We start from the raw sequence: 23,916 nt of genomic DNA on the forward strand, positions 1-23,916 counted from the left end.
CATCCAACCGCCGTTTTTCATTTCAAGTGACGGATTCAGCCGTCGCCTTGATGACCTTTAGCATGGGTCGAAGCCAACGCACGGGCTTTCTGCAAACGCTCCTCCAACTTAGGCAGCGTCTCGTCCACCAAGGCTTTTATTTCAGGTACATCCGATGCCGCGCCTTCCCGTTTGAACAGGGCGATGGCGTCTTCGTTTTCCTTCACCTGTTGCGCGGTGTAGGCCGCATCAAAGGAGTCGCCGTCCTTGAGTTCAGGCATCAGCGTTTCGGCTTTATCGACGATTTTCTCCCGCGGGGCCACAGGCAGATCGAGCTTCTTGGCGATGGCCGCCAGATGCTGGTTGGCCAGGGTGCGCTCGTTGATCACCTCAATGGTGTAGTCCTTGATTTCCTGGGACGATGTCTTGGCGTGGGCCATGCGACTGGTTTCGATATCGGCCATACCTTTGGCCGAAGCCTGCTCAATGAATTCAGCAGGCGACTGGGCGAAAGCATTGCTGGCGCCGAGGCCCAGCAGCATCGCGAAACTGGCGGTGCGTAACCGGATAGCCATGCGGCTCATGATGGGTTCCTCCAGGGCAAGAATAGGTGCGGGAGAACACAGCCCGCCCTCAATTCGAATTTTCAGGGCAGCAAAGGTTTAGAAAAAACTTTTCAGTGCGACGAACGGTCATCTTAAAATCCGGCTGGTTTGCTGCCTGCACGACCTGCCAACACGTGCGCTTGAGCGTTTACGCACGTGCCCGCCCTACGGGTAAAACGTCATTCCGGCATAAGGCTTTTCGCGGCACGCGCGTAGCCGTGAGGCCAGGTCGCCGACATGGGCTTCGAGCTTGTGGCCATCGGGGTCGAGGAAATAGAACGAAGCGCCTTCACTGCGGTTGTCGCGCCACTCTTCAACATCAACCGTTCGCAGGCGCTCGATCAGCGCCGCGAAATCAGCCGCAGCGACGGTAAACGCATAGTGGGTGTAATCGGCGGCTGGATTCGCGTCGCGCAATGGATCCAGCGATAAACACAGCCATGAACCCGGCAGTGAGAGGTAGGCGCCGGCGTCCCATGTGGCGTCGAGCTGAAGGTGCAACAGCTCATGGTAGAAGCGGACGCTGCGATCCAGATCGGTGACGGCCAGGGTCAGGTGGTTAAAGCCTGAGAGCATGTTGTTTTTCCTGTCAGCGGTGATCTTCGGACAATACACCCTGCACCTGCCCAATCAACCACTGCAACCCCGAATCCCCACCCCGCCGCGCATGCCACGCCAATTCAAATGCAAACGACGGAATATGAAACGGCGGCAGCACCGCCAGCAAGTGCTGATGATCGATATCGAGCAAGCCCCGGGACGACACCGTAAGGATCAGGTCCGTGCCCCGTATCAACTGCGGCGCCACGCCCCAATGCGGCAGGCTGATCGCCACATGCCGACGCTCACGAATCGCTGTCAGCGCTCGCTCGATTTCCGGCGTGCCGCTGCCGCGCATCTCCAACAACACGTGCGGACGTGACAGGTAGGCGGGCAAATCCAGCGTGCCGCGCTCCGGCAGGCTGCTGCGGTCCACCAGACAGGTGTAGTGCTCTTCGAACAACGGCGTAGTACGCAGTTCGGCGGGCATGTCGGGAAACACGCCGGCGGCCAGGTCGAGGTCGCCATTGAGCACCCCCTCCACCATGCCTTCACGGCTGGCCTGGATGATTTGCAGATCGATACCCGGCGCCTCACTGCGCAGCGTACGCACCAGATCGGGTAGGAAAATCGCCGCACTGTAGTCAGACATTGCCACACGAAACCTGCGCTTGGCCGATGCCGGCTCAAAGCGATTCGGCGCCAGCAGGGCTTGCACCTGAGCCAGGGCTTCAGCCAGTGGCGTGGCCAATTCCAGCGCGCGAGCGGTCGGCACCAAACTACCGCCCTGACGCACCAGCAGCGGATCGCCGAGCAGGTCACGCAAGCGCGCCAGCGCATGGCTGACTGCCGGTTGGCTCAGGTGCAGACGCTCGGCGGCACGGGTGACGTGTTGCTCGCTGAGCAAGGCGTCAAGGATCACCAACAGATTGAGGTCGATGCGGCGCAGATCATTCATCAGCTGCATGCTCACCATAAGAAATTGGAATTTAAATTTGCGTCACGAATAACCTAGAGTCCAGCAAAACCTCTGGGAGAGTCGAAATGACAACGTTACATTGGGTAGGTTTATTGGCGCTGGCCGTGATTGCCGGGGCCGTGGTGCCGTTTCAGAGTGCGATCAACGCCACCGTCGGGCGCGGGCTCGGCCACCCGTTGTGGGCCACCCTGGCGTCGCTGCTGGTGAGCATCATCGTGTTGCTGCCGGTGATTATGGCGATGCGTCTGCCGCTGCCGAGCCTGACGTTTATCACCCAGGCGCCACTGTGGATGTGGGCGGGTGGCGCGTTCGGCGTGTGCTTTATTTCCCTGGCGTTGATGTTATTGCCTAAGCTCGGCGCCTCGGGGTTTATCGCGTTGGCCATGGCCGGGCAGATTCTTGCGTCGCTGGTCCTCGATCACTTTGGTCTGTTCGGCCTGGCTGAGCGCCAACTGACAACGCCCCGCGTGCTGGGGGCGTTGTTGTTAATCGGCGGCGTGGCGTTGATTCAGTTCAGCGCCACACCCGCCCCCGCTCTGGCAACGACGGGTTGATCAACCCTTATCGAGGGTGCGCAATTTTTGCGGCAGGCCCCACAGCAAGAGCGCCGCCGCCAACAACGCGCACACGCCGATCACATACAGCGCCGGGGTGGTGCTGCCGGTGAGGTCCTTGATGCGCCCCACCATCACCGGGCTGACAATCCCACCGAACTGCCCGAGGGTATTGATCACCGCAATACCGCCCGCCGCGCCTGCGCCGGCGCCCGCCAGCAACTTGGGTGGCAGGGTCCAGAAGGTCGGGATCGACGCGATGATGCCAGCGCCCAACATGCCCAGGGCAATGATCAGGAAGGTGGTGTGGTCGGCGAAAAACCCGGCGCTGAAAAAGCCCACCGCACCGAGTACCACCAGGCCGCAGACAAACTTGCGACGCTCGCCGGTAGCGTCCGACAGTCGCCCGATCACCACCATGCTGATGGCGCCGCAAACATAAGGAATCGCCGTGAGCAGGCCGATCATCACCGGGTTCTGGGTGCCCGCGCTGCGGATCAGTTGCGGTGCCCAGAAGTTGAGGCCGTACGACGCCAGGCGACCTTGCTGACCAGGGCTTTTTCGGCATCGATTTCAGCAGCCGGGCGCGCGCCGGCCTCCAACGTATTAGTGCTCATGGTTTCTCTCCAGCGGGCTGCTCACAGGCGCCCAATTGTTTTTGTTGTCTGGTGTAGCGTTACAACGTGGCGATGTAGGCCGGCGGCGCGTGCAGGTCGCAATTGCGCCCTGCCTTCGCCACCTGGCCAGGAAGTTCGTGGCCCAACAAGGCCGGCAAGCGGCGGGACATTTGCAGCAGGTGCGGCAGGTCGATACCGGTGTGAATGCCGACTTCCTCGCACAGGTTGACCAAATCTTCGGTGCAGATATTGCCCGATGCCCCCGGCGCAAACGGGCAACCGCCCAAGCCACCGAGCGCCGCGTCAAAACGACGGGCACCAGCCTCGTAAGCCGCCAGCACATTGCACAAACCCAGGCCGCGGGTGTTGTGAAAATGCAGGGTCAGGTCACTGGCAGCTATGCGCTGCAACACACGCTTGACCAGGCTCGCCACCTGACGCGGGTTGGCCATGCCCGTGGTATCGGCCAGGCTGATGCCCTTGATGCCCAGCGCTTGATAGGCCTCGATAATCTTCAGCACGCGGTCTTCGTCGATCTTGCCTTCGAACGGGCAACCAAAGGTGGTGGCGATGCTGGCGTTGAGCCTCACCGGGTGGTCGGCGGCAACGCTGACGATATCGCCAAACGCCGCCAACGACGCCTCGCAACGCATGCGCATATTGGCCAGGTTGTGGGTCTGGCTGGCGGACATCACCAGGTTCAGTTCATCGGCGCTAGACGCGATAGCGCGCTGCGCCCCCTTGAGATTCGGGATCAACGCCACATAGATGACACCTGGCTTGCGCTTGATGCCCTGGAACACTTGCTCGCCATCACGCAATGCCGGGATGGCCTGGGGCGAGACAAATGAACCGGCCTCAATCCGTGAAAAGCCCGCCAGGGAAAGCTGGTCGATCAGGGCGATTTTGTCGGCCGTCTCGACCCAGGTCGGCTCGATTTGCAGGCCGTCGCGCGGGGACACTTCCTGCACAATCAGCGGGTCGGAATAATCAGAAATCATTGCACCACTCCCGTGCTTTTCAGACGTTGGATATCAGCGCCGGCCAGGCCCAGGCTGCCGAGAATTTCGTCAGTGTGTTGCCCCAGGGTCGGGCCCTGCCAGTTCACGCCGCCCGGGGTTTGCGAGAGTTTGGGCACGATGCCGGGCATCTTCACTGACACACCGCCGGGCAACTCGGCAGTGAGCAACATGTCACGCGCCTGGTAGTGTGGGTCGCTGACGATGTCCGCCACCGAATAGATACGCCCGGCCGGCACTTCGGCGGCCTCCAGGGCGCTGAGCACTTGGTCGATGGGCAGACTGCTGGTCCAGTGGGTGATCGCGGCGTCGAGCAAACTGCTCTTGGCGGCGCGGCCATCGTTGTGGGCGAATTCTGGGGCTTCAGCCAGGTCGGCGCGGCCGATGGTGGTCATCAAGCGTTTGTAGATCGGGTCGCTGTTGCCGGCAATCACCACATAGGCACCGTCGGCCGTCAGGTAGGTATTGGAAGGCGCAATGCCGGGCAAGGCGCCGCCGCTGCGTTCACGCACATGGCCGAGCATGTCGTATTCCGGCACCAGGCTTTCCATCAGGTTGAACACGCTTTCGGCCAGGGACACATCGACAATCTGCCCATCGCCCTGCCCCGTCTTGACCCGCAACAACGACATCAGCGCGCCGATCACGCCGTGCAACGAGGCCAGGGAATCACCGAGGCTCACACCGACCCGCGCGGGCGGCGAATCCGGGTTGCCGGTGGTGTAGCGAATGCCGCCCATGGCCTCGCCGATGGCACCGAAGCCAGGGCGGTCGCGATAAGGGCCGGTCTGGCCATAGCCAGAAATACGCACCAGCGTCAGCTTGGGGTTGAGGGCGTGCAGTACATCCCAACCCAGGCCGAGCTTTTCCAGGCCGCCGGGGCGCAGGTTTTCGATGAGGACGTCGGCGTCGCCGAGCAGTTGCTTGATCAAGTCCAGCCCTTCTGGCGACTTGAGATCCAACGCCAGGGACTTCTTGTTACGCGACTGCAGGTACCACCACAGCGACGTGCCTTCGTGCAGCTTTCGCCATTTGCGAAGCGGATCACCCTGGCCCATGGCTTCGATCTTGATCACCTCCGCGCCAAACTCGGCCATCAGCCGGGCGGCGAACGGCGCGGCAATCAGGGTGCCGATCTCGATCACCTTGATACCGTTCAGGGGAGCCGTCATGGGGTGTACCTCTTACTCTTGGAATGTGTCGCCAAGACTAGAGGGCCGGTGCAGAAAAAATCCAACCGTCAGTTGGCAAGGCGCGTTCGCGAAAGGCGAACACTGTAATTCGCTTACACCGGCATCTTGCGCAGATAGTCAAACAGCAGCCGGCTGACCGGCGACAGCTGTGCCTCATCACGCACCACCAGGATCAGGCTGCGATCCGACCAGTCATCCGTCAACGGCACAGCATGTAACCCCAATGCGCGACCGAAAAGTTCATAGGCCTTCTGCGGCAGGATGCCAATCCCCATATTCGCCTGGACCATCCGGCACATCGCATCAAACCCCGGCACATGAATGCGCAGGCGCAGCATCTTGCCCGCCTCGCGCGCGGCGGCGTGGGTGCGCATATTGATGGAGCTGGCGGCGTGCAGGCCGACGTAATCGCTGTCCAGGGTTTGGGCAAATGCCAGGGTTTCTCGGGTTGCCAGCGGATGATCCGCCGGCATCAGCACGACCAATTTGTCGTGCCGATACGTCACGCTCGGCAGGCCCTTGGTGTCGGTGTCAATGGAGCAAATCCCCAGGTCCGCCACGCCATCCAGAACGCCTTGCACCACGCCGTTGCTGGGGCGCTCTTCCAAGTCGGTTTTCACTTCGGGGTGCTGCTCGGAAAAGTCCCGCAAATCTTCAGGAAGGAACTGAATGATCGCCGACAGATTGGCCAGCATCCGCACATAGCCGCGCACGCCGTGGCTGTGTTCGCCCAATTCCAGGCCCATTTTTTCGACGTTGAACAGCATCTGCCGTGCATGGTGCAACAGGGTTTCGCCGGCTGCGGTCAACTCCATGCCCTTGGCCCGCCACACAAACAGGCTTACGCCCAGCACCTGTTCCAGTTCCATCCAACGCTTGCTGGCAGCCGAAACGGCAATGGCTTCACGGTTGGCGGCACGGGTCAGCGTACCTTCCTCAAAGACCGCGACAAACAATTGCAGCGTGATCAGGTCCAGCCGACGCACCAGGCCTTTGTGCATCATCAGCGACGCTCGCTGGCCAACCGATTGATCTCGGCCTGCTCCACCACTTGCTGCGACGCACCATGACTCGCCACCTGCAACATAGCCCGGCCGACGGTCTCGGTGCTTACCACCCAACCCGGTTTTATCCGCCGGACAAACGACAACAACGGCCCGAGCACCGAATAGAAGGTCTGGTACAACGGCGTCTTCGAGCGCACGCCATGCAAGGGCTGGATCACCCCCGGCCGAAACAGATACACCGCCTTGAACGGCAGGCGCAGCAGGGCATTCTCGGTCTTGCCCTTGACCCGCGCCCACATCGACTTACCCGCCTCGGAACTGTCGGTACCGGCGCCGGATACATAGATAAAGGTCATCTGCGGACTGAGCCGCGCCAGGGTGCTGGCCGCGACCAGGGTGCTGGCCGCGACCAGGGTGAGGTCATAGGTGAGGCGGGTGTACTTGGTTTCATTCATCCCTGCCGACGAAACGCCGAGGCAGAAGAAGCACGCATCAAAACCTTGCAGCAGGTTTTCCAAGGGCTGGAAATCCAGCATGTCGCCGTGCAACACCTGATGCAGCTTGCCGTGTTCCTGGGTCAAGGGCGTGCGGCCCACGGCGATGACTTCCTGAACGTCGGCGGCCAATAGGCACTCGCGTAACACGCCCTGACCGACCATGCCGGTGGCGCCGAATAGCAGAACTCTCATAGGGGGACCTCAGCGGCAAGCCGCAAGCTTCAAGCTCAAGTTGAATGCAGTTCAGCCTGTAGCTTACCGCTTGCAGCTCATAACTACCCCATTCAGAACGCGTTACGAAAGATCTCCTCAATCTGACGCTGATCCGCCCGCCGTGGGTTGGTCAAACCACAGGCATCCTTGAGCGCATTGGTAGCCAGCAGCGGAATGTCCTGCAACTTGGCGCCCAATTCTCGCAGGCCCGCCGGGATTTCAACGTCCGAGGCCAGGCTACGAATCGCGGCGATGGCGACTTGTGCGCCCTCTTCGTCGGTGATGCCCTTGATGTCGGCGCCCAATGCGCGGCCCACGTCGCTCAGGCGTTTGGCGCTGACGCTGGCGTTGAAGCTTTGTACGTGGGGCAGCAACACCGCATTGCACACGCCGTGGGGCAGGTCGTAGAAACCACCCAACTGGTGCGCCATGGCGTGAACAAAACCCAGCGATGCATTGTTGAACGCCATCCCGGCGAGGAACTGCGCGTAGGCCATGTTTTCCCGTGCAGTCTTGTCGCTGCCGTCGCGTACGGCCAGGCGCAAGTTGGCGCTGATCAGTTCGATGGCCTTGATCGCGCAGGCGTCGGTGATGGGTGTGGCGGCGGTGGACACGTAGGCTTCGATGGCATGGGTCAAGGCGTCCATGCCGGTGGCAGCGGTGAGGCCCTTGGGCATGCCGACCATCAGGCTCGGGTCGTTGACCGACAGCAGCGGTGTGACGTTGCGGTCGACGATGGCCATTTTCACGTGGCGGGTTTCGTCGGTGATGATGCAGAAACGGGTCATCTCGCTGGCGGTGCCGGCGGTGGTGTTGATGGCCACCAGTGGCAGTTGCGGTTTGCTCGACTGATCGACGCCTTCGTAGTCGCCGATATGCCCGCCGTTGGTGGCGCACAGGGCGATACCCTTGGCACAGTCATGGGGCGAGCCGCCGCCCAGGGACACCACGAAGTCGCAGTCGCTCTGTTGCAACAGCGCCAGGCCTTTCTCGACGTTTTCCACGTTGGGGTTGGGCTTGGCGCCGTCGTAGATCACTGAGTCGATGTCCTGCATCGCCAGTTTCTCGGCGATCATGCTCGCGACGCCCGCCTTGGCCAGGCCGGCGTCGGTGACGATCAGTGCCTTGTGAAAGCCGTAGTTGCGGATGGCGATCATGGCTTCGTCGAGGCAGTCGGTGCCCATGATGTTGACGGCGGGAATGAAGAAGGTGCTGCTCATGGCGAATCCTCGTATGACGTTTATGCCTACAGCATCGACCTCACCTGCCTACGCCATCTTGATCAGGATCAACACCCGCTCGTGATAAAGTCACCGTCCAGCCGATTTCGAGTAGACCCGCCGCAATGAAGGATTTCCAGGATATTGACGCCCACCTTGAAGACTGGAGCGCACTGCGCAGCAGCACCGACTTCAGCGGGATTCTGATCGGCAACGGCGCAAGCCGAGCGATTTGGGAAGACTTTGCCTACGATTCGCTGTTCGAAAACGCGCGCACCATCGAAGAAAAACCCCTGAGCCCCTCCGAACTCAGTGTGTTCGATGCCCTGCACACCCGCAGTTTCGAGCAAGCGCTGGGTGCGTTGAAAACCACCAGTCGAGTCAACAAGGCCCTGGCGGTGAGCTCGGCGGCGCCGCGTAATCGCTATTACGCGATCAAGGAAGCCTTGATCAATACGATCCACACCGTGCATATCCCGTGGAGACTGGTGCAGCCGTCTACGTTGGCGACGATCAACAGCGAGCTGGCCAATTACGCCACGGTGTTCACCAGTAACTACGACTTGCTCAACTATTGGGCGATCCTGCACACGCCGGGCATCGACGACTTGTTTCGCAGCGCCGACGCCAGCTTCGACCTGCGCAACACCCGCACCGACGCCACGCGCATCCTCTACCTGCATGGCGGCCTGCACCTGGTGCGCAACCTTGATGGCACCGCGCGCAAATTGCCGACCACCGAGAGCACGTTGCTCAGCAGTTTTGCCATCAACAACACGATCAAGACCCTCGATGATGTGCCGCTGTTTGTCAGCGAAGGCAAGGTTGAGGAGAAGCTCAAGACCATCCGCAGCTCGGACTATCTGTCGTTTTGCTATGAGCAGTTGCTGACGCATGAGGGCGCGCTGTGCATCTTTGGCCATGACTTGGGGTCGCAGGATAAGCATCTGGTGGATGCGATTCGCCAGGCAAAGCTGACGACTTTGGCGATCTCGGTTTCGGGGCGCAGCGATGGGTTTATCCGCCAGCAGAAACGGCGGTATTCAGCGTTGTTTGACGGGTCTGGAATTGAACTGAAGTTCTTCGCGGCGCGCACGCATCCATTGGGTAATACGGCGCTGTCAGTGCCTGTCGAACGCTGATCCCCTGAACGAAGAAGATCAACTGTGCGAGCAAGTCGAATCGTCGCACCGCCGCTCCCACATTGCACTGCATTTCAAATCAGAATCGCGTCACTCTTCGGCGCTGTGAACGACCACCAGCACTGCGCCTGCAGGCACTGGTCCAGATGCAAAACACCCTGGCGGATAATACGTGGACCGACCCTCATCAGCGTCTGCGACCTGACCACCGCGAAGGCCGTACGCCGCGCCCGCTACGCCGAAGCCAATGGCGCCGATGCAGTGATGGTGCTGTCGGCGTCTTACTGGAAGCTCAGCGAAGCGGAAATCCTCGCCCACTATGCAGCGATTGGCGACAGCATCGGCGTGCCGATCGTGTTCCCACAGGAACGTCTCCACATTTTTGACTGAGGACATCTGTTACAGAGAGACAAATAACAATAATTCTCGATATCATTCACGACCTTTTCCAAATCGTGCTTCCTCAAGAAGGATATCCATGTCTCGTCCCAAGCCCGACCCGTTGTCGGCCGATGCCTTTCGCGGATTTTATACAGATATCCTGTATTTCCTGCGCAGACGCACGGACAACGCCAGCGACGCGGCGGACATGACGCAGGATGTCTTTACCCAGTGGCTGGACTACCGCGACCGGGCCAAGGTCGAGCAGCCACGGGCGTTTCTGTTCCAGATGGCGCGCAACCTGCTGCGTGATCACTGGCGCAAACAGAAGGTGCGGCACTGCGTTCACGTTGATCAGGCCGATATGGACGCGGAACCTGTCACCGACGAGCAAAACGACCCCATGGCCGCCGCGCAACGCTTGCAACGGCTGGAACAGTTGAAAGAAGTCCTCGCCGGACTCTCGCCCCGCCGGCGAGAAGCCCTTATGCTGCACCGCTTCGAAGGCTTGAGCCAGGCGCAGATCGCCGAGCGCATGGGCATTTCCACCAGCATGGTGGAAAAACACATCGCTTTTGCCCTGCTGCATTGCAAGCGACGCCTTCAACAAGAACCCGGCACGGAGCAGCCAGAATGAATCGCCTGAGCGACACCGAGCTCTTGGACATCGAAGCCAGCGACGCCATCGATGCCCAAGCCGCCAGCTGGTTTGCCCGCAACCGCAATGATACGGGGCGCGCCGAGCGCAAAGCGTTTGCCGCCTGGCAGGCCGAGCCCGCCCATGCCCGCGCCTATGCCGAATTCGAGCAACTGTGGGCCGACCTGGAACAGTTACAGCAACTGAACAAGCCCGTGACGCTGCCCAAGCGCAAACCGTCGGTATGGCGCCCAGCCCTGGCCCTGGCCGTGGCCGCCGCCTTGCTGTGCGCGGTGCTGGCGCCCCACATCGGCGCGCCCCGCGAGCTGTATCACACCCAAGTGGCGGCGCACGCCAAAGGCATGCGCACCCTCAACCTGCCCGACGGCAGCACCTTGTATGTGAATGCCAACACCCGCGTACGTGTGGACTTCAGCGCGCACCAGCGCATCGTGCACCTGGACAAGGGCCAGCTGTATATCGAAGTGGCCGCCGACAAGGAACGACCGTTGTTCGTGCAAGCGGGTGAAGCGAGCGTGCGCGTGGTCGGCACCGGCTTTGACGTGCGCCGCAGCCAACAGCAACTGGTGATCAGCGTCGCCCATGGCCAGGTCGCTTTCGAGCCGGATGCAAAAAGCCCGGTCACGCTGCTTGGCGCCCAGCAACGTGCTATCTACCGCTATGCCAATGGTACGTTGCAGCAGCAAACCCTTCCCTTCGAGGAGGTCGCTGACTGGCGCAGTGGACACTTGTCGTTTCGCAACCGCGAACTTGCCAGCCTTATCGACGAGTTGAGCCTTTATCGCCCTCAGGCACCGTTGCAGGTCAGCAACGCCGTGGCGCACCTGAAGGTCTCGGGCAATCTTGATGTGAATGATCCAGACGCCCTGCTCAACGCCCTGCCCGCCCTGTTACCGGTGAAAACCGTGGCGTCGGCGGACGGCATTATCAAAATCGAACCGGGCAAATAACCGCGCAAATTCTTATTTGAGAATATTTTTCATTTGCAGGTGTGGATTTTTTTATCTGCCCCGTCTTCCTCCGGTCTGCATTCGACACGCACGCCTTTTCGGCCATTTGGCCACACCGGGGGATTTCATGTTTCGCGCGCCTTGCCACGCTTCGCACCTGTTGCTTCGACCAACCCTCATCGCCACCTGCCTGGCATTCAGCCTCAATGCCCAAGCCGAGCCATTCAAGCTGCCCGCCCAGGCGCTGGCGACATCCCTGAGCCAGGTAGCGCAGCAGGCGAAAATCCAGCTGTTGTTCGATGAAGCGCTGTTCAGGAACGTGCAAGCGCCGGCACTCGACGGTGACTTCACCGCGGAAGTGGCGCTTCGCACCTTGCTGAAAAATGGTGAATTCATGCTGATCAAAGTCGGCAACACCTATGTGGTAAGGCCCGAAGAGGCGAAAACCACCCAGAGCGGTGCGATTCAGTTGGACGCCCTGAGCGTGATCGGCACCGGTACCGAGGTCGACGCCAGCACCGTAGGCCGCTCCACCTTGAGCCAGGCCGATATTGACCGTTATCAGCCCGACAACATCCCTTCACTGCTGCAGACTTTGCCCGGTGTGTTCATGGGCGGCTCACCCAAGCCAGGTGGCCAGACCATGAACATTCGCGGCATGGGCGATGCAGAAGATGTGCCGATGAGCGTGGATGGCGCAACCAAAAGTGGCTTCGAGCGCTATCAACAAGGCACGGTCTTCATCGAGCCCGAGTTGATCAAAAGCATTGAGGTGGAGAAAGGCCCCTACTCGCCGTTCACCGGTAACGGCGGCTTCGGCGGCACGGTCAACATGACCACCAAGGATGCGCCAGACTTGCTCAAGGACGGGCGTAACGCCGGGGCGATGGCCAAGTATGGCTACTCCAGCAACACTCACGAGCAGGTGTACAGCGGCGCGGTATATGGCCGCACCGACGATGGTCGCATGGATGGCCTGATTTACCTGACCAAGCGCGACGGCGACGACTTGAAGCTCGCCGGCACGCCGCCCGACCCGCGCAATAAATACCCGATCAACCCCAAGCGCCTGCCCAACAGTGCACAGGATGTAGAGGGCAAGTTGTTCAAGGTCAATGCCCACTTTACCGACGAACACAGCATGGGCCTGTCCTACTCCCGTGCCAAAAGCGAGCGCATGGCGCCGTTCTCGGCTAAATCCTACCCGTCACCGCCAACGCAATCGGCGATCGACCGGTATGGCTACAAAGGCGCTCTGATACGTTTCCTGGCCGACCGTGAAACCGTGGACACCACCTGGTCGGGCAAATACCAGTACCAGCCGCTGAACAACCCATTGATCGACTTGAAGCTCAGCTACTCGTTCTCCAAGACCGACCAGACTGACGAACGCGCCGAAAATGCAGTGATGGGTCTGAGCACCGGTGGACGCAAGATGGAAACGTCTTACGCAGACCGCATCTTTGAGCTGCGCAATATCAGCCTGTTGACCACCGGCCCGCTGGAACACGCAGTGACCACTGGCGTGCAGATCCGCAAGCACGACCGCGAAACCGAAAGCTGGATGCCGGGCGCGACCTACAACACCGCCAGATACAACTATGGGCATTTCCAGCCGTATTTCATGCCGCACGGCAAGGTCGACACAAATTCGCTCTACCTGCAGGACGCGATCACGCTTGGGGATGTGACCCTCACCCCGTCCCTGCGCTATGACCACGTGCGTAACCGCGGCGAAGCCAACGATGCGCCGTACTACAGCAACCCGGACCCGCGCGTCGGCCATGACTACAGCGACCGCACCTACACCGGATGGTCACCGCGCCTGGCCGCGTTCTGGAACGTGACCCCGGATGTGGCCTTCTTCGCCAGTTGGAACCGCACGTGGCGTGCGCCGGTCATCGATGAACAGTATGAAGTACAAGGCGCCGCCAGCACGCGCAGCGCCACAAGCCTCAACCTCAAGCCCGAGCGCATTACGGCGATTACCGTGGGCAACGTCACCAACTTCTCGCGCATCTTCACCCGCGATGACAACCTGCAACTGCGCACCACGCTGTTTCACAACCGCATCGAAGACGAGATCATGAAGGCCACCGGCATCGGCTGCGAACGGCAAATGACCGTGCCGGGCAATATCAATTCGGTGTGCACCGACACGGCGTCCAGAACCAACTATCGCAACGTCGGCGGCATGACCATCAAGGGCGTCGAGCTCGAAAGCTACTACGACTCGACATACGTGTTCGGCTCTGTGACTTACTCCTGGGCTACAGGTAAACGCGACAACCCCTACACCAACCCTTGGGCTACCGACCGTCATGTGTGGGCACGCGATATTCCACCGGCCAAATGGGTCGTGGTGCTGGGTACCAAAATCCCGAGCTGGGACGCGCAAGTGGGCTGGCAGGGCCAGTTCGTGCGCAAGACCGATCGCGTGCCCACCGACATTTACCCAGGCGGCTTCAACTCCAGCATCGGCGACTTTATCTACGACCAAACCGAGAACGCCAGCTACGACACCCAGGGTCTGTTCGCCAATTGGAAACCGCAGCAAGCCGGCCTCAAAGGCACCGAGATCAACTTCACCGTCGACAACCTGTTCAACCGCAGCTACCAGCCGGCCCTCAGCGGCGAGGGCGTCTACAGCGAAGGGCGCAACGCCAAGATCAGCATCACGCGCTTCTTCTAAATGTGGATGCCGGGCTTGCCCGCGATGCAGACACCTCGGTGTAACAGGTAGGCCCAAGTGATGCTATCGCAGGCAAGCCAGCTCCCACTCCCCCCACCCGGGACTCAACTGTACGGATAAATCCTCACCCAGCTGTAGACCCGCAATCAGCGGGGGTTGTGGCTAGATGGGTTTCCCTTGAAACCCTCCAGTTTTCGGTTCTTCCCTATGAGCTCGCGCGAAAACACCGGCATGGCCCTCGGCCTGCTGGGCGTCATCATCTTCAGCCTGACCCTGCCCTTCACCCGCATCGTGGTGCAGGAAATGCACCCGTTGCTCAACGGCCTGGGCCGCGCGCTGTTCGCGGCGATCCCGGCGGCAGCGCTGTTGTTGTGGCGGCGCGAACGCTGGCCGAGCTGGCGTCAGGTGCGCGGGCTGTGCCTGGTGATCGCGGGCGTGATTCTGGGCTTTCCGGTGCTGTCGGCCTGGGCCATGCAAACCTTGCCAGCGTCCCATGGCGCGCTGGTCAATGGTCTGCAACCGTTGTGCGTAGCGCTGTATGCGGCGTGGCTGTCCCATGAGCGGCCGTCAAAAGCCTTCTGGGCCTGCGCGGCGCTGGGCAGTGCACTGGTGTTGAGTTATGCGCTGATCACCGGGGCCGGCAGTATTCAAACGGGCGACCTGCTGATGCTTGGCGCGATTGCCGTGGGCGGCCTGGGTTATGCCGAAGGCGGGCGACTGGCCAAGCAGATGGGTGGCTGGCAGGTGATCTGCTGGGCGCTGGTACTGTCGACGCCGGTGTTGATCGGCCCGGTGTGGTACTTGGCAGCGCAGCATCAAGGGGCGATTTCCATGCGCACGTGGTGGGCGTTTGGTTATGTGTCGCTGTTCTCGCAGTTTTTGGGGTTCTTCGCCTGGTATGCCGGGTTGGCCATGGGCGGGATTGCACGGGTCAGTCAGATTCAGCTGTTGCAGATCTTCTTCACCATCGCGCTCTCGGCACTGTTCTTTGGTGAACACATCGAGCCGATTACCTGGGTATTTGCGTGTGGGGTGATTGTGACGGTGATGCTGGGGCGCAAGACGGCGGTGCAGCCTGCGCCAGCTCCCAAGCCGAGCGCGGCCTGAATATGGGAGCCCGCATTTTGATTCGCATCGTGCTCAGGTCAGGTACCCATCCGCGCGCAGCAGGGTTTCCAGGCAGTGCTCGGTGATGTGGTAGAACGCCTTCAGTTCCTGGATTTTCTCCAGCAACTGCGCGTTGTCCATCGGCTCCGCGCGCTTCACCGCGAGGATCATCTTGTTCTTGTTGGTATGTTCCAGCGAGATGAACTCGAACACCTTCGTCTCATAACCACAGGCCTCCAGGAACAACGCGCGCAAACTGTCGGTGACCATTTCCGCCTGCTGGCCCAGGTGCAGGCCGTATTGCAGCATCGGTTTAAGCAGCGCCGGGCTCTGGATCTGCAGGCGAATCTGTTTGTGGCAGCACGGCGAGCACATGATGATCGACGCGCCGGAGCGGATGCCGGTGTGGATCGCATAGTCAGTGGCAATGTCGCAGGCATGCAGGGCGATCATCACGTCCAGCTCGCTCGGCGCCACGCTGCGCACGTCGCCACATTTGAACACCAGCCCGGGGTGTTCCAGGCGGGCGGCGGCGGTGTTGCACAGGGCCACCATGTCTGCGCGCAGCTCGACGCCCGTCACCTCACCCTCGGCCTTGAGGGTGTTGCGCAGGTAGTCGTGGATGGCGAACGTCAGGTAGCCCTTGCCCGAACCAAAGTCCGCCACGCGTACGGGTTGGTCCAGTTTCAAGGGGGATGAGGTCAGCGCATGGCTGAACACTTCGATGAACTTGTTGATCTGCTTCCATTTGCGCGACATAGACGGGATCAGCGCCTGCTTGGCGTCGGTCACACCCAGGTCGGCGAGAAACGGCCGGCTCAGGTCGAGGAAACGATTTTTCTCGCGGTTATGCTCGGCCGAGGGCGCCTCACGCAATTGCTGCGGCTTGCTTTTGAACAGCGAGCTTTTGTTCTTCTTGCTGTATTCCAACTGGGCTTCGTCGGTCAGCGACAGCAGGTGGGCGTTTTTGAACTGCGCCGGCAGCAGCTCGGCAATCGCCGCCACGGCCTCTGCCAACGGGAAGTTTTTGGTGATGTCGCGGGTCTTGTAGCGGTAGACGAAGGACAGGCATGCCTGCTCCTTGACCACTACCGGTTTGATGATCAGCCGCTGCAGCTCGGCTTCTTCACCGACGTATTTGGCCAGCACCAGCTTGATAAAGGCGTTTTGCGCGAGGCTTGCGCTGAGCAGTTCGATGAACTCGGCGTGATGGTCCGGCGCAGGGCGGGCAGGTTGAGCGGTGACAGACATGAACAAAAACGCCTCGGGCAGGGAATGCCGGGCATTTTAGGGGGGATGGCGGTTTAGGGCACGGGGTTATTTGATCAACGGTCATTGGACTGGATAACACAATCCAATGCGGGACCGGGCTTGCTCGCGAATGCGGTGTATCAGTCGACGGATGTCTTGACTGACACTGCGCGTTCGCGAACAAGTCGAAGCGTCGAACCGCCGCTCCCACATTTTTATTCGAGTACGACCAAGCGATTCGGCAGTTCATTACGGGTTTGGGTGACCGGCACATGCACCTTCAACAATTCACCACAGGCCTCAATGCAACTGATAAACCCGGCCAACGTCTGCCCCTGTTTTACCTGCTGGGTAAACGCCTTGACGATGGCGTCCCAACTGCTGTCATCCAGGTGCCTGGAAATCCCGTCATCGACCAGAATCTCCACATAGCGCTCGGCCTCGCTGACAAAAATCAGCACACCGGTGCTGCCCAGCGTGTGGTGCAGGTTCTGCTCCAGGAACTGCCGCCGCGCCAGGTTGGACGCGCGCCAGTAGCGCACCGAACGCGGAATCAAGCGCGTGGTGACCTTGGGCAAGCGGAACACCAGGCACAACACGATGAATGTCGCCCATTGCGCCAACAGCAAGGTGTACATGCTCAGGTAACCCGACACGTAATGCACCACGCCCGGCACCACCAACGCGATCAGGCTCGCCCACAGCAGCGGGATGTAGGCGTAGTCATCGGCGCGGGCGGCCAGCACGGTCACCAGTTCGGCGTCGGTGGTTTTTTCCACGCGGGCGATCGCTTCGGCGACTTGGCGCTGCTCGTGTTCAGTCAGTAATGCCATGGTTGTAGGTGCTCTCTCATTATTGTCATTACCAGCCGCCCGAGGCCCCCCCGCCGCCGAAGCCGCCGCCGCCGCCCCGGAAACCACCACCGCCACCACCGCCGCGCCCGCTGCTGCTGAGAATCGACAGCAGGATCGCACCCACCGGCAGCCCCATCCGGTTGCACAGCCACAGCACGCCGATCAGCAGGACAAACAGGCCGATGGAAAGCCCGGGATTATCCTTGGCAAAGTTGCCATCCGCCACATGGGCTGGCACGGCCAAGGGTTCTCCGCCCACCACTTGCACCATCGCAGACACGCCCTCGCTGATGCCTTTGCTGTAGTTACCGGCCTTGAACGCCGGTGCAATCACCTGATTGATGATCACCCACGACTGCGCATCGGTGAGGACGCCTTCCAGGCCGTAACCGACTTCGATGCGCAATTTGCGCTCATCGCGGGCGACGATCAACAGCGCGCCGTTATCCTTGCCTTTCTGGCCGATACCCCACTGGCGAGCCAGTTGATAACCGAAGTCCTCAATCGGTACGCCCTGCAAGTCAGGCACGGTGACCACTACGATCTGGTCGCCGGACGTCTGTTCCAGCGCCTGCAGCTGCTGTGTCAGCTGCTGGCGCGTGGCCGCGTCGATCATATCGGCGTTATCCACCACCCGCCCGGTCAGCGCCGGGAAGGTCAGGGCTGCCTGGGCCACGCCCACACAGGCCAACAGCCACAGCGCCAGGCCTATCCGTAATAAACGCATCGACACCTCAATGCAGCTTTATTTGAACTTCACTTGCGGCGCTTTATCGGCATCGGCACTGGTGGCCTCAAACGTGGCGCGGACCGGCAAGTCACTGTACATCACGCTGTGCCACAGACGGCCAGGGAAGGTGCGGATCTCGGTGTTGTAGGCCTGCACGGCCTGGATAAAGTCGCGGCGAGCTACGGCAATACGGTTTTCGGTGCCTTCAAGCTGCGATTGCAGGGCCAGGAAGTTCTGGTTGGCCTTCAGGTCCGGGTAGCGCTCGGACACCACCATCAAACGGCTGAGTGCACCACTCAAGCCATCCTGTGCTTGCTGGAACTGCTTGAGTTTTTCCGGATTGTCGAGGGTGCTGGCATCCACCTGGATCGACGTGGCCTTGGCCCGCGCTTCAATCACGGCGGTGAGCGTGTCCTGTTCATGGGCAGCGTAGCCCTTGACCACTTCCACCAGGTTGGGAATCAGGTCGGCGCGGCGTTGGTACTGGTTCTGCACCTGGCCCCAGGCGGCCTTGGCCTGTTCGTCCAGGGTCGGGATGTTGTTGATGCCACAACCGCTCAGCACGCTGCTGATCAATAGCAAAACCGCGGCTTTCAAGCCCCAGCGGTAACCTTGTGCTGCTTGCATGGTGTTTCTCCTGCCCAATCTTGATGGAATGTTACGACTAACCCTATACACCACGCGCTTGGGGCATAATCCGCCACCACTGGAATGCATCGAGCCAATCAGCTACAAAGATGCCCAGCGCGAACAAGAGTTCAGAGTGTGCTGCATTTATCTGAACAACACCCGAACAACAATAGACGCTCCCCACATTTTGGCCGATCAGCATTCACCCCAATGCTGTGCAGTGAGCCGAAAAAGGATATTCATGAAAAAGCTGTGTTTGCTCGGCCTTGTTGCCACTCTGGCCAGTCACCCCGTATGGGCAGAAACAAAGCCTGCTGCGCTTAAAGACAAGGACGCCTTTGTCAGCGACCTGCTCAAGCAGATGACCCTGGACGAAAAGATCGGCCAATTGCGCCTGATCAGCATCGGCCCCGAGATGCCCCGCGAGCTGATCCGCAAGGAAATCGCCGCCGGCCGTATCGGTGGCACCTTCAACTCCATCACCCGCCCGGAAAACCGTCCGATGCAGGACGCGGCCATGCGCAGCCGGCTGAAGATCCCGATGTTCTTCGCCTACGACGTGATCCACGGCCACCGCACGATCTTCCCGATCAGCCTGGCCCTGGCGTCCAGCTGGGACATGGAGGCCATCGGCCGCTCCGGGCGCATCGCTGCCCAGGAAGCCGCCGCCGACAGCCTCGACATCACCTTCGCGCCGATGGTCGACATCTCCCGCGACCCGCGTTGGGGCCGTACCTCCGAAGGTTTCGGTGAGGACACCTACCTGGTTTCACGCATCGCCGACGTCATGGTCAAGGCGTTCCAGGGCGTGAGCCCCGCGAATGCCGACAGCATCATGGCCAGCGTCAAGCATTTCGCCCTGTATGGCGCGGTGGAAGGCGGTCGCGACTACAACGTGGTCGACATGAGCCCGGTCAAGATGTACCAGGACTACCTGCCGCCGTACCACGCGGCGATCAAGGCCGGTTCGGGCGGCGTGATGGTGGCGTTGAACTCGATCAACGGCGTGCCTGCCACCGCCAACACCTGGCTGATGAACGACCTGCTGCGCCGGGACTGGGGCTTCAAGGGCGTGGCCGTGAGCGACCATGGCGCGATCTTCGAGCTGATCAAGCACGGCGTGGCCAAGGATGGGCGCGAAGCCGCCAAGCTGGCGATCAAGGCCGGCATCGACATGAGCATGAACGACTCGTTGTATGCCAAGGAATTGCCGGGGCTGCTCAAGTCCGGCGAGATCGAACAGAGCGACATCGATAACGCCGTGCGCGAAGTGCTCGGTGCCAAATATGACATGGGCCTGTTCAAGGACCCGTACCTGCGCATCGGCAAGGCCGAGGATGACCCGGCCGACACCTACGCCGAAAGCCGCCTGCACCGTGCCGACGCACGCGACATCGCACGCCGCAGCCTGGTGTTGCTGAAAAACCAGAACAACACCCTGCCGCTGAAAAAATCCGCGACCATCGCCCTGGTCGGCCCGCTGTCCAAGGCGCCTATCGACATGATGGGCAGTTGGGCCGCCGCCGGACGGCCTGCGCAATCGGTGACGCTGCTCGACGGTTTGAACGCGGTGATCGGCGATAAAGGCAAGATCATCTATGCCCGTGGCGCCAACATCACCAACGACAAGGCCGTGGTCGACTACCTGAACTTCCTCAACTTCGATGCGCCGGAAGTGGTGGACGACACCCGCCCTGCCCACGTGATGATCGACGAGGCCGTGAAGGCCGCCAAGGATGCCGATGTGGTGGTGGCTGCCGTGGGTGAATCCCGTGGCATGTCCCACGAATCCTCGAGCCGCACCGACCTGAACATCCCGCAAAGCCAGCGCGACCTGATCAAGGCCTTGAAAGCCACCGGCAAGCCGCTGGTACTGGTGTTGATGAACGGCCGCCCGCTGTCGATTGTTGAAGAGAATCAACAGGCCGATGCGATCCTGGAAACCTGGTTCGCCGGCACCGAAGGCGGCAACGCCATCGCCGACGTGCTGTTTGGTGACTACAACCCGTCGGGGAAGCTGCCGATCACGTTCCCACGCTCGGTGGGGCAGATTCCGACCTACTACAACCACCTGACCGTCGGCCGACCGTTCACCCCAGGCAAACCGGGCAACTACACCTCGCAGTACTTCGATGACACCACCGGGCCCCTGTTCCCGTTTGGCTATGGCCTGAGCTACACCACGTTCACCCTGTCGGACATGGCGCTGTCGTCCACCACGCTGAACAAGACCGGCAAGCTCGACGCCAGTGTCACGGTGACCAACACCGGCAAGGTGGATGGCGAAACCGTGGTGCAGTTGTATATCCAGGACGTGGCCGGCTCGATGATCCGCCCGATCAAAGAGTTGAAAAACTTCCAGAAGGTCATGCTCAAGGCGGGTGAGGAGCGCACGCTGCACTTCACCATCACCGAGGAAGACCTGAAGTTCTACAACACCCAGCTCAAGTTCGCCGCGGAGCCGGGTGAGTTCAACGTGCAGATTGGCCTGGACTCCCAGGAGGTGCAGCAGCAGACGTTTGAATTGCTCTGAAGCCTGACACGGTCAAAAAATGTGGGAGCAAGCCCGCTCCCACATTTGTTTAGCGGTATTCTTCTTAACCGCGTCTATCGAGCAAATTCACCACCAACCGATCAACCCATCCCCACACCCGTTGTTTCACCCGCCGCCACAATGGCCGCGACTTCCACGCCTCCAGGCTCACCACCTGGCTCTGGGCAAAATCTCGTTCAAAACTCTCTTTAACTGCCAGCGTCAGCTCAGGGTCCAACGCCTCCAAGTTGGCCTCCAGGTTGAGACGCAGGTTCCAGTGATCGAAGTTGCACGACCCAACGCTGACCCAGTCATCCACCAGCACCATTTTGAGGTGCAGAAAGCACGGCTGGTACTCAAAGATCTGTACACCCGAGCGCAGCAAACGCGGGTAATAACGGTGCCCGGCGTAACGCACAGACGGGTGATCGGTGCGCGGGCCGGTGAGCAGCAAACGCACATCCACCCCGCGCCCGGCCGCGCGGCGCAAAGCGCGACGAACGCTCCAGGTCGGCAGAAAATAGGGCGTGGCCAGCCAGATGCGCTGGTGACTGTTATTCAGGGCGCGGATCAGCGATTGCAAAATATCGCGATGCTGACGGGCGTCGGCGTAAGCCACACGACCCAGGCCCGGCCCAGTCGCCGGCAACTTGGGCAAACGCGGCAAACCAAAGTGAGTGGAGGGCTTCCACTCCCGGCGCGCTGCGTTGGCGTGCCATTGACGGTCGAACAGCGCCTGCCAGTCCAGCACCAGCGGGCCGCTGATTTGCACCATCACTTCATGCCAGTCGGCGGTGTCTTGGCCCGGCGTCCAGAATTCATCCGTCACCCCCGTGCCGCCGACCACGGCAATGCTCTGGTCGATCAGCAACAGCTTGCGGTGATCGCGGTAAAAGTTACGCATCCAGCGACGCCAGCTCAGGCGGTTGTAGAAACGCAGCGCCACACCGGCGTCGGTCAAGCGTTTGCGCAGCCCGAGGGTGAACGCCAGGCTGCCGTAATCATCGAACAGGCAACGCACCTGCACGCCACGCTCGGTCGCCTGCACCAGCGCCTGCACCAGCGCTTCGGCGCAGGCCCCGGCTTCCACCAGATAGAGTTCAAGGTCCACTTGCCGCTCGGCGCGGGCGATGCCCACCAGCATCTGCGGGAAGAATTGCGGGCCGTCGATCAGCAACTCGAACCGATTGGCGCTGCGCCATGGAAACACCGCGCCGCTCATGTCAGCGCGCGGTAAAGATCAGCACCGCACCCACCGGTACCGACAAACTGATCGACGCAAGCCCCGCCGCCTTGCGCAACGCCGCCACACCCGGCGCCAGATCGAAATCTTCGGCATGCAGCACCACCGGTTCCAGGGTCACCACTTGGAAACGTCGGTCGTCCAAGCGCGTGGCCAGCAACTCGGCGCTGTAGGTCTGGGTTTTGCCATGCAGGGTCACGGACAGCGGCAGGCGCAATTCCAACTGCGCTCCGGGCGCGAGATCATTGATGGGTTGCAGATTGATCTGTGCGCTGATCAACGCTTCGGGGAAGGTCTTGATCTCGAACAGCTGATTGCGCATGCGCTCATCGCGCAGCGGAATGCCGCTGTTGACCGACTCCACTTCCACTTCCAACTGCGCCGCACCTTTGCTGTCGACCTTGCCGTGCAGCACTAGGAAGCGGTGGACTTCAGCAATCTCGGTGTTTTTGGTGGTAACGAACGATAGGCGCGAGGATTCGTTATCCAGGTACCAGTCGGCGTGGGCGGGCAGCGCAAAGGCGGCCAAGAGAGCGAAGGCCAGGGGCTTGATTAAAGACGCGTTGAACATAAAGACTCGGATAAGAAAACCTGCGCGAACAGTAGCAAAGCCCTCCTGTAGGAGCGAGCTTGCTCGCGAAAAACGTTAACGATGACACGGGGAACCTGACACCCAACGGCGCTCTCGGGCTTTTCGCGAGCAAGCTCGCTCCTACAAAAAGCCATTTGCCACCGGGTTGCGACGTCGCTCGCATAGCGTTAACCTCTGCCACGTCGCTGCTCATCAGCGACCGGGCGTGGAATCCCGAGAAAGAAGACGCTACAGCGTCGTCATGCAATCAGTCGGCGCTTTTTTGTGCCCGCTGTTTGTGCTTTATGGCGGCTGTACGTGGGAGGCCTTGTGCCTGCCGAGTCGCTTCTTCTCGGATTCCAACCTGCGTACAGCTGCCACCTCCACGCTTGGAATCGTGACTGGCAGCTTTTTTGGTTGTACCAAAGGAGCAAGCTTATGCCGTACGAAATACCCTCAGCCGAAACCATCGGCGCCGCCACCTTCGCAGACTGCGGAGAAAACAAAAGCCACCTGAAACTGTTCCGCGTCAACGCCGGGGTTCCTCTTGTGGAAGCCCTCGAACACGCCTCCCACGTGCTCTACTACGCCAAAATGCTCTCCCTTGAAGCCGCCATGGACCCAAGGGCCGAGAGGTTTGCGTTCGCCTCGCATTACTTGGGCGAAATGGGCAAAGCCATCATCGATGACCTGCTGCTGGCGATGCAGCCCGGCACTCCACCTGTGCAATAAGTAATACGCGCCCGATGTA

22 protein-coding genes and 3 pseudogenes are annotated in these 23,916 nt (G+C 60.7%); 10 read left to right on the forward strand and 15 right to left on the reverse strand.

Going from position 1 to position 23,916, the window contains the following annotated elements; genetic code table 11:
• Window positions 1-35: 35 nt before the first annotated feature.
• The 3 genes from AACY44_RS25770 to AACY44_RS25780 form a co-directional block, all read right to left on the reverse strand.
• A complete protein-coding gene (locus AACY44_RS25770) occupies window positions 36-563 on the reverse strand; it encodes a DUF4142 domain-containing protein (RefSeq protein WP_339414968.1) in 528 nt (175 codons plus the stop codon).
• Between the two features lie 186 nt (window positions 564-749).
• The gene (gene fos / locus AACY44_RS25775; RefSeq protein WP_339414969.1) at window positions 750-1,160 is read right to left on the reverse strand and encodes a fosfomycin resistance glutathione transferase; all 411 of its coding nucleotides are present in this window, start codon (window positions 1,158-1,160) and stop codon (window positions 750-752) included.
• A gap of 13 nt (window positions 1,161-1,173) precedes the next feature.
• The gene (locus AACY44_RS25780) at window positions 1,174-2,091 is read right to left on the reverse strand and encodes a LysR substrate-binding domain-containing protein (protein ID WP_445261136.1); all 918 of its coding nucleotides are present in this window, start codon (window positions 2,089-2,091) and stop codon (window positions 1,174-1,176) included.
• Between the two features lie 77 nt (window positions 2,092-2,168).
• Between AACY44_RS25780 and AACY44_RS25785 the strand changes: the two genes are divergently transcribed.
• A complete protein-coding gene (locus tag AACY44_RS25785) occupies window positions 2,169-2,657 on the forward strand; it encodes a DMT family transporter (protein ID WP_339414970.1) in 489 nt (162 codons plus the stop codon).
• Here the strand turns inward: AACY44_RS25785 and AACY44_RS25790 are convergent.
• From AACY44_RS25790 to yiaY, 6 genes and pseudogenes are all read right to left on the reverse strand, one after another.
• A pseudogene (locus AACY44_RS25790) lies at window positions 2,658-3,197 on the reverse strand (MFS transporter); the annotation flags it as partial.
• Window positions 3,198-3,333: 136 nt separating this feature from the next.
• Window positions 3,334-4,275, reverse strand: a complete 942-nt coding sequence (locus AACY44_RS25795; RefSeq protein WP_339438009.1) for a hydroxymethylglutaryl-CoA lyase — start codon at window positions 4,273-4,275, stop codon at window positions 3,334-3,336.
• Window positions 4,272-5,465: a CaiB/BaiF CoA transferase family protein gene (locus AACY44_RS25800; RefSeq protein ID WP_339438008.1), complete on the reverse strand. Its 1,194-nt coding sequence runs from the start codon at window positions 5,463-5,465 to the stop codon at window positions 4,272-4,274. The genes AACY44_RS25795 and AACY44_RS25800 overlap by 4 nt, the downstream gene beginning before the upstream one ends.
• Before the next feature lie 113 nt (window positions 5,466-5,578).
• Window positions 5,579-6,490, reverse strand: a complete 912-nt coding sequence (locus AACY44_RS25805; RefSeq protein ID WP_339455674.1) for a LysR family transcriptional regulator — start codon at window positions 6,488-6,490, stop codon at window positions 5,579-5,581.
• The gene (locus AACY44_RS25810; RefSeq protein ID WP_339531334.1) at window positions 6,490-7,182 is read right to left on the reverse strand and encodes an NAD(P)H-binding protein; all 693 of its coding nucleotides are present in this window, start codon (window positions 7,180-7,182) and stop codon (window positions 6,490-6,492) included. Before AACY44_RS25810 ends, AACY44_RS25805 begins: the two co-directional genes overlap by 1 nt.
• 92 nt (window positions 7,183-7,274) lie before the next feature.
• The gene (yiaY, locus tag AACY44_RS25815) at window positions 7,275-8,423 is read right to left on the reverse strand and encodes an L-threonine dehydrogenase (protein ID WP_339435932.1); all 1,149 of its coding nucleotides are present in this window, start codon (window positions 8,421-8,423) and stop codon (window positions 7,275-7,277) included.
• 125 nt (window positions 8,424-8,548) lie between these two features.
• On the opposite strand from yiaY, the gene AACY44_RS25820 reads away from it, so the two are divergent.
• From AACY44_RS25820 to AACY44_RS25845, 6 genes and pseudogenes are all read left to right on the forward strand, one after another.
• Window positions 8,549-9,565 (forward strand): DUF4917 family protein, encoded by a 1,017-nt coding sequence (locus AACY44_RS25820; protein WP_339414975.1) that lies wholly within the window; start codon window positions 8,549-8,551, stop codon window positions 9,563-9,565.
• 171 nt (window positions 9,566-9,736) lie between these two features.
• Window positions 9,737-9,922: pseudogene (locus AACY44_RS25825) on the forward strand (dihydrodipicolinate synthase family protein); the annotation flags it as partial.
• A 121-nt stretch (window positions 9,923-10,043) separates the two neighbouring features.
• The gene (locus AACY44_RS25830; RefSeq protein ID WP_339414976.1) at window positions 10,044-10,583 is read left to right on the forward strand and encodes an RNA polymerase sigma factor; all 540 of its coding nucleotides are present in this window, start codon (window positions 10,044-10,046) and stop codon (window positions 10,581-10,583) included.
• Window positions 10,580-11,554, forward strand: coding sequence for a FecR family protein (locus AACY44_RS25835; protein ID WP_339531336.1), 975 nt, complete (start codon window positions 10,580-10,582; stop codon window positions 11,552-11,554). The genes AACY44_RS25830 and AACY44_RS25835 overlap by 4 nt, the downstream gene beginning before the upstream one ends.
• A gap of 127 nt (window positions 11,555-11,681) precedes the next feature.
• On the forward strand, window positions 11,682-14,246 hold the full coding sequence (locus tag AACY44_RS25840; protein ID WP_339414978.1) for a TonB-dependent receptor: 2,565 nt from the start codon (window positions 11,682-11,684) through the stop codon (window positions 14,244-14,246).
• A 207-nt stretch (window positions 14,247-14,453) separates the two neighbouring features.
• A complete protein-coding gene (locus AACY44_RS25845) occupies window positions 14,454-15,353 on the forward strand; it encodes a DMT family transporter (RefSeq protein WP_339414979.1) in 900 nt (299 codons plus the stop codon).
• Between the two features lie 33 nt (window positions 15,354-15,386).
• Here AACY44_RS25845 and AACY44_RS25850 read toward each other — a convergent pair whose 3' ends face one another.
• The 4 genes from AACY44_RS25850 to AACY44_RS25865 form a co-directional block, all read right to left on the reverse strand.
• Window positions 15,387-16,604 (reverse strand): class I SAM-dependent methyltransferase, encoded by a 1,218-nt coding sequence (locus AACY44_RS25850; RefSeq protein WP_339531339.1) that lies wholly within the window; start codon window positions 16,602-16,604, stop codon window positions 15,387-15,389.
• Window positions 16,605-16,819: 215 nt separating this feature from the next.
• Window positions 16,820-17,437, reverse strand: a complete 618-nt coding sequence (locus AACY44_RS25855) for a TPM domain-containing protein (protein ID WP_339414981.1) — start codon at window positions 17,435-17,437, stop codon at window positions 16,820-16,822.
• A 28-nt stretch (window positions 17,438-17,465) separates the two neighbouring features.
• Window positions 17,466-18,185 (reverse strand): TPM domain-containing protein, encoded by a 720-nt coding sequence (locus AACY44_RS25860; RefSeq protein WP_339414982.1) that lies wholly within the window; start codon window positions 18,183-18,185, stop codon window positions 17,466-17,468.
• Between the two features lie 18 nt (window positions 18,186-18,203).
• Window positions 18,204-18,815 (reverse strand): LemA family protein, encoded by a 612-nt coding sequence (locus tag AACY44_RS25865; RefSeq protein WP_049709565.1) that lies wholly within the window; start codon window positions 18,813-18,815, stop codon window positions 18,204-18,206.
• A gap of 244 nt (window positions 18,816-19,059) precedes the next feature.
• Between AACY44_RS25865 and bglX the strand changes: the two genes are divergently transcribed.
• Window positions 19,060-21,351 carry a beta-glucosidase BglX gene (bglX, locus tag AACY44_RS25870; RefSeq protein WP_339531341.1) on the forward strand — a complete coding sequence of 764 codons (2,292 nt, stop codon included), beginning with the start codon at window positions 19,060-19,062 and terminating at the stop codon, window positions 21,349-21,351.
• A 64-nt stretch (window positions 21,352-21,415) separates the two neighbouring features.
• On the opposite strand, the gene AACY44_RS25875 is transcribed toward bglX, so the two are convergent.
• Both AACY44_RS25875 and AACY44_RS25880 read right to left on the reverse strand, forming a co-directional pair.
• A complete protein-coding gene (locus tag AACY44_RS25875) occupies window positions 21,416-22,573 on the reverse strand; it encodes a phospholipase D-like domain-containing protein (protein WP_339414984.1) in 1,158 nt (385 codons plus the stop codon).
• 1 nt (window position 22,574) lies between these two features.
• Window positions 22,575-23,165: a YceI family protein gene (locus AACY44_RS25880; RefSeq protein ID WP_339414985.1), complete on the reverse strand. Its 591-nt coding sequence runs from the start codon at window positions 23,163-23,165 to the stop codon at window positions 22,575-22,577.
• Window positions 23,166-23,224: 59 nt separating this feature from the next.
• Between AACY44_RS25880 and AACY44_RS25885 the strand changes: the two are divergent.
• A pseudogene (locus AACY44_RS25885) lies at window positions 23,225-23,311 on the forward strand (outer membrane lipoprotein carrier protein LolA); the annotation flags it as partial.
• A 292-nt stretch (window positions 23,312-23,603) separates the two neighbouring features.
• Window positions 23,604-23,897: a DUF3077 domain-containing protein gene (locus AACY44_RS25890; RefSeq protein WP_339414986.1), complete on the forward strand. Its 294-nt coding sequence runs from the start codon at window positions 23,604-23,606 to the stop codon at window positions 23,895-23,897.
• Window positions 23,898-23,916 lie beyond the last annotated feature (19 nt).

Origin of the sequence: Pseudomonas sp. RA_15y_Pfl1_P11 (assembly GCF_963970975.1) — a bacterium.
GTDB lineage: Bacteria > Pseudomonadota > Gammaproteobacteria > Pseudomonadales > Pseudomonadaceae > Aquipseudomonas > Aquipseudomonas tritici.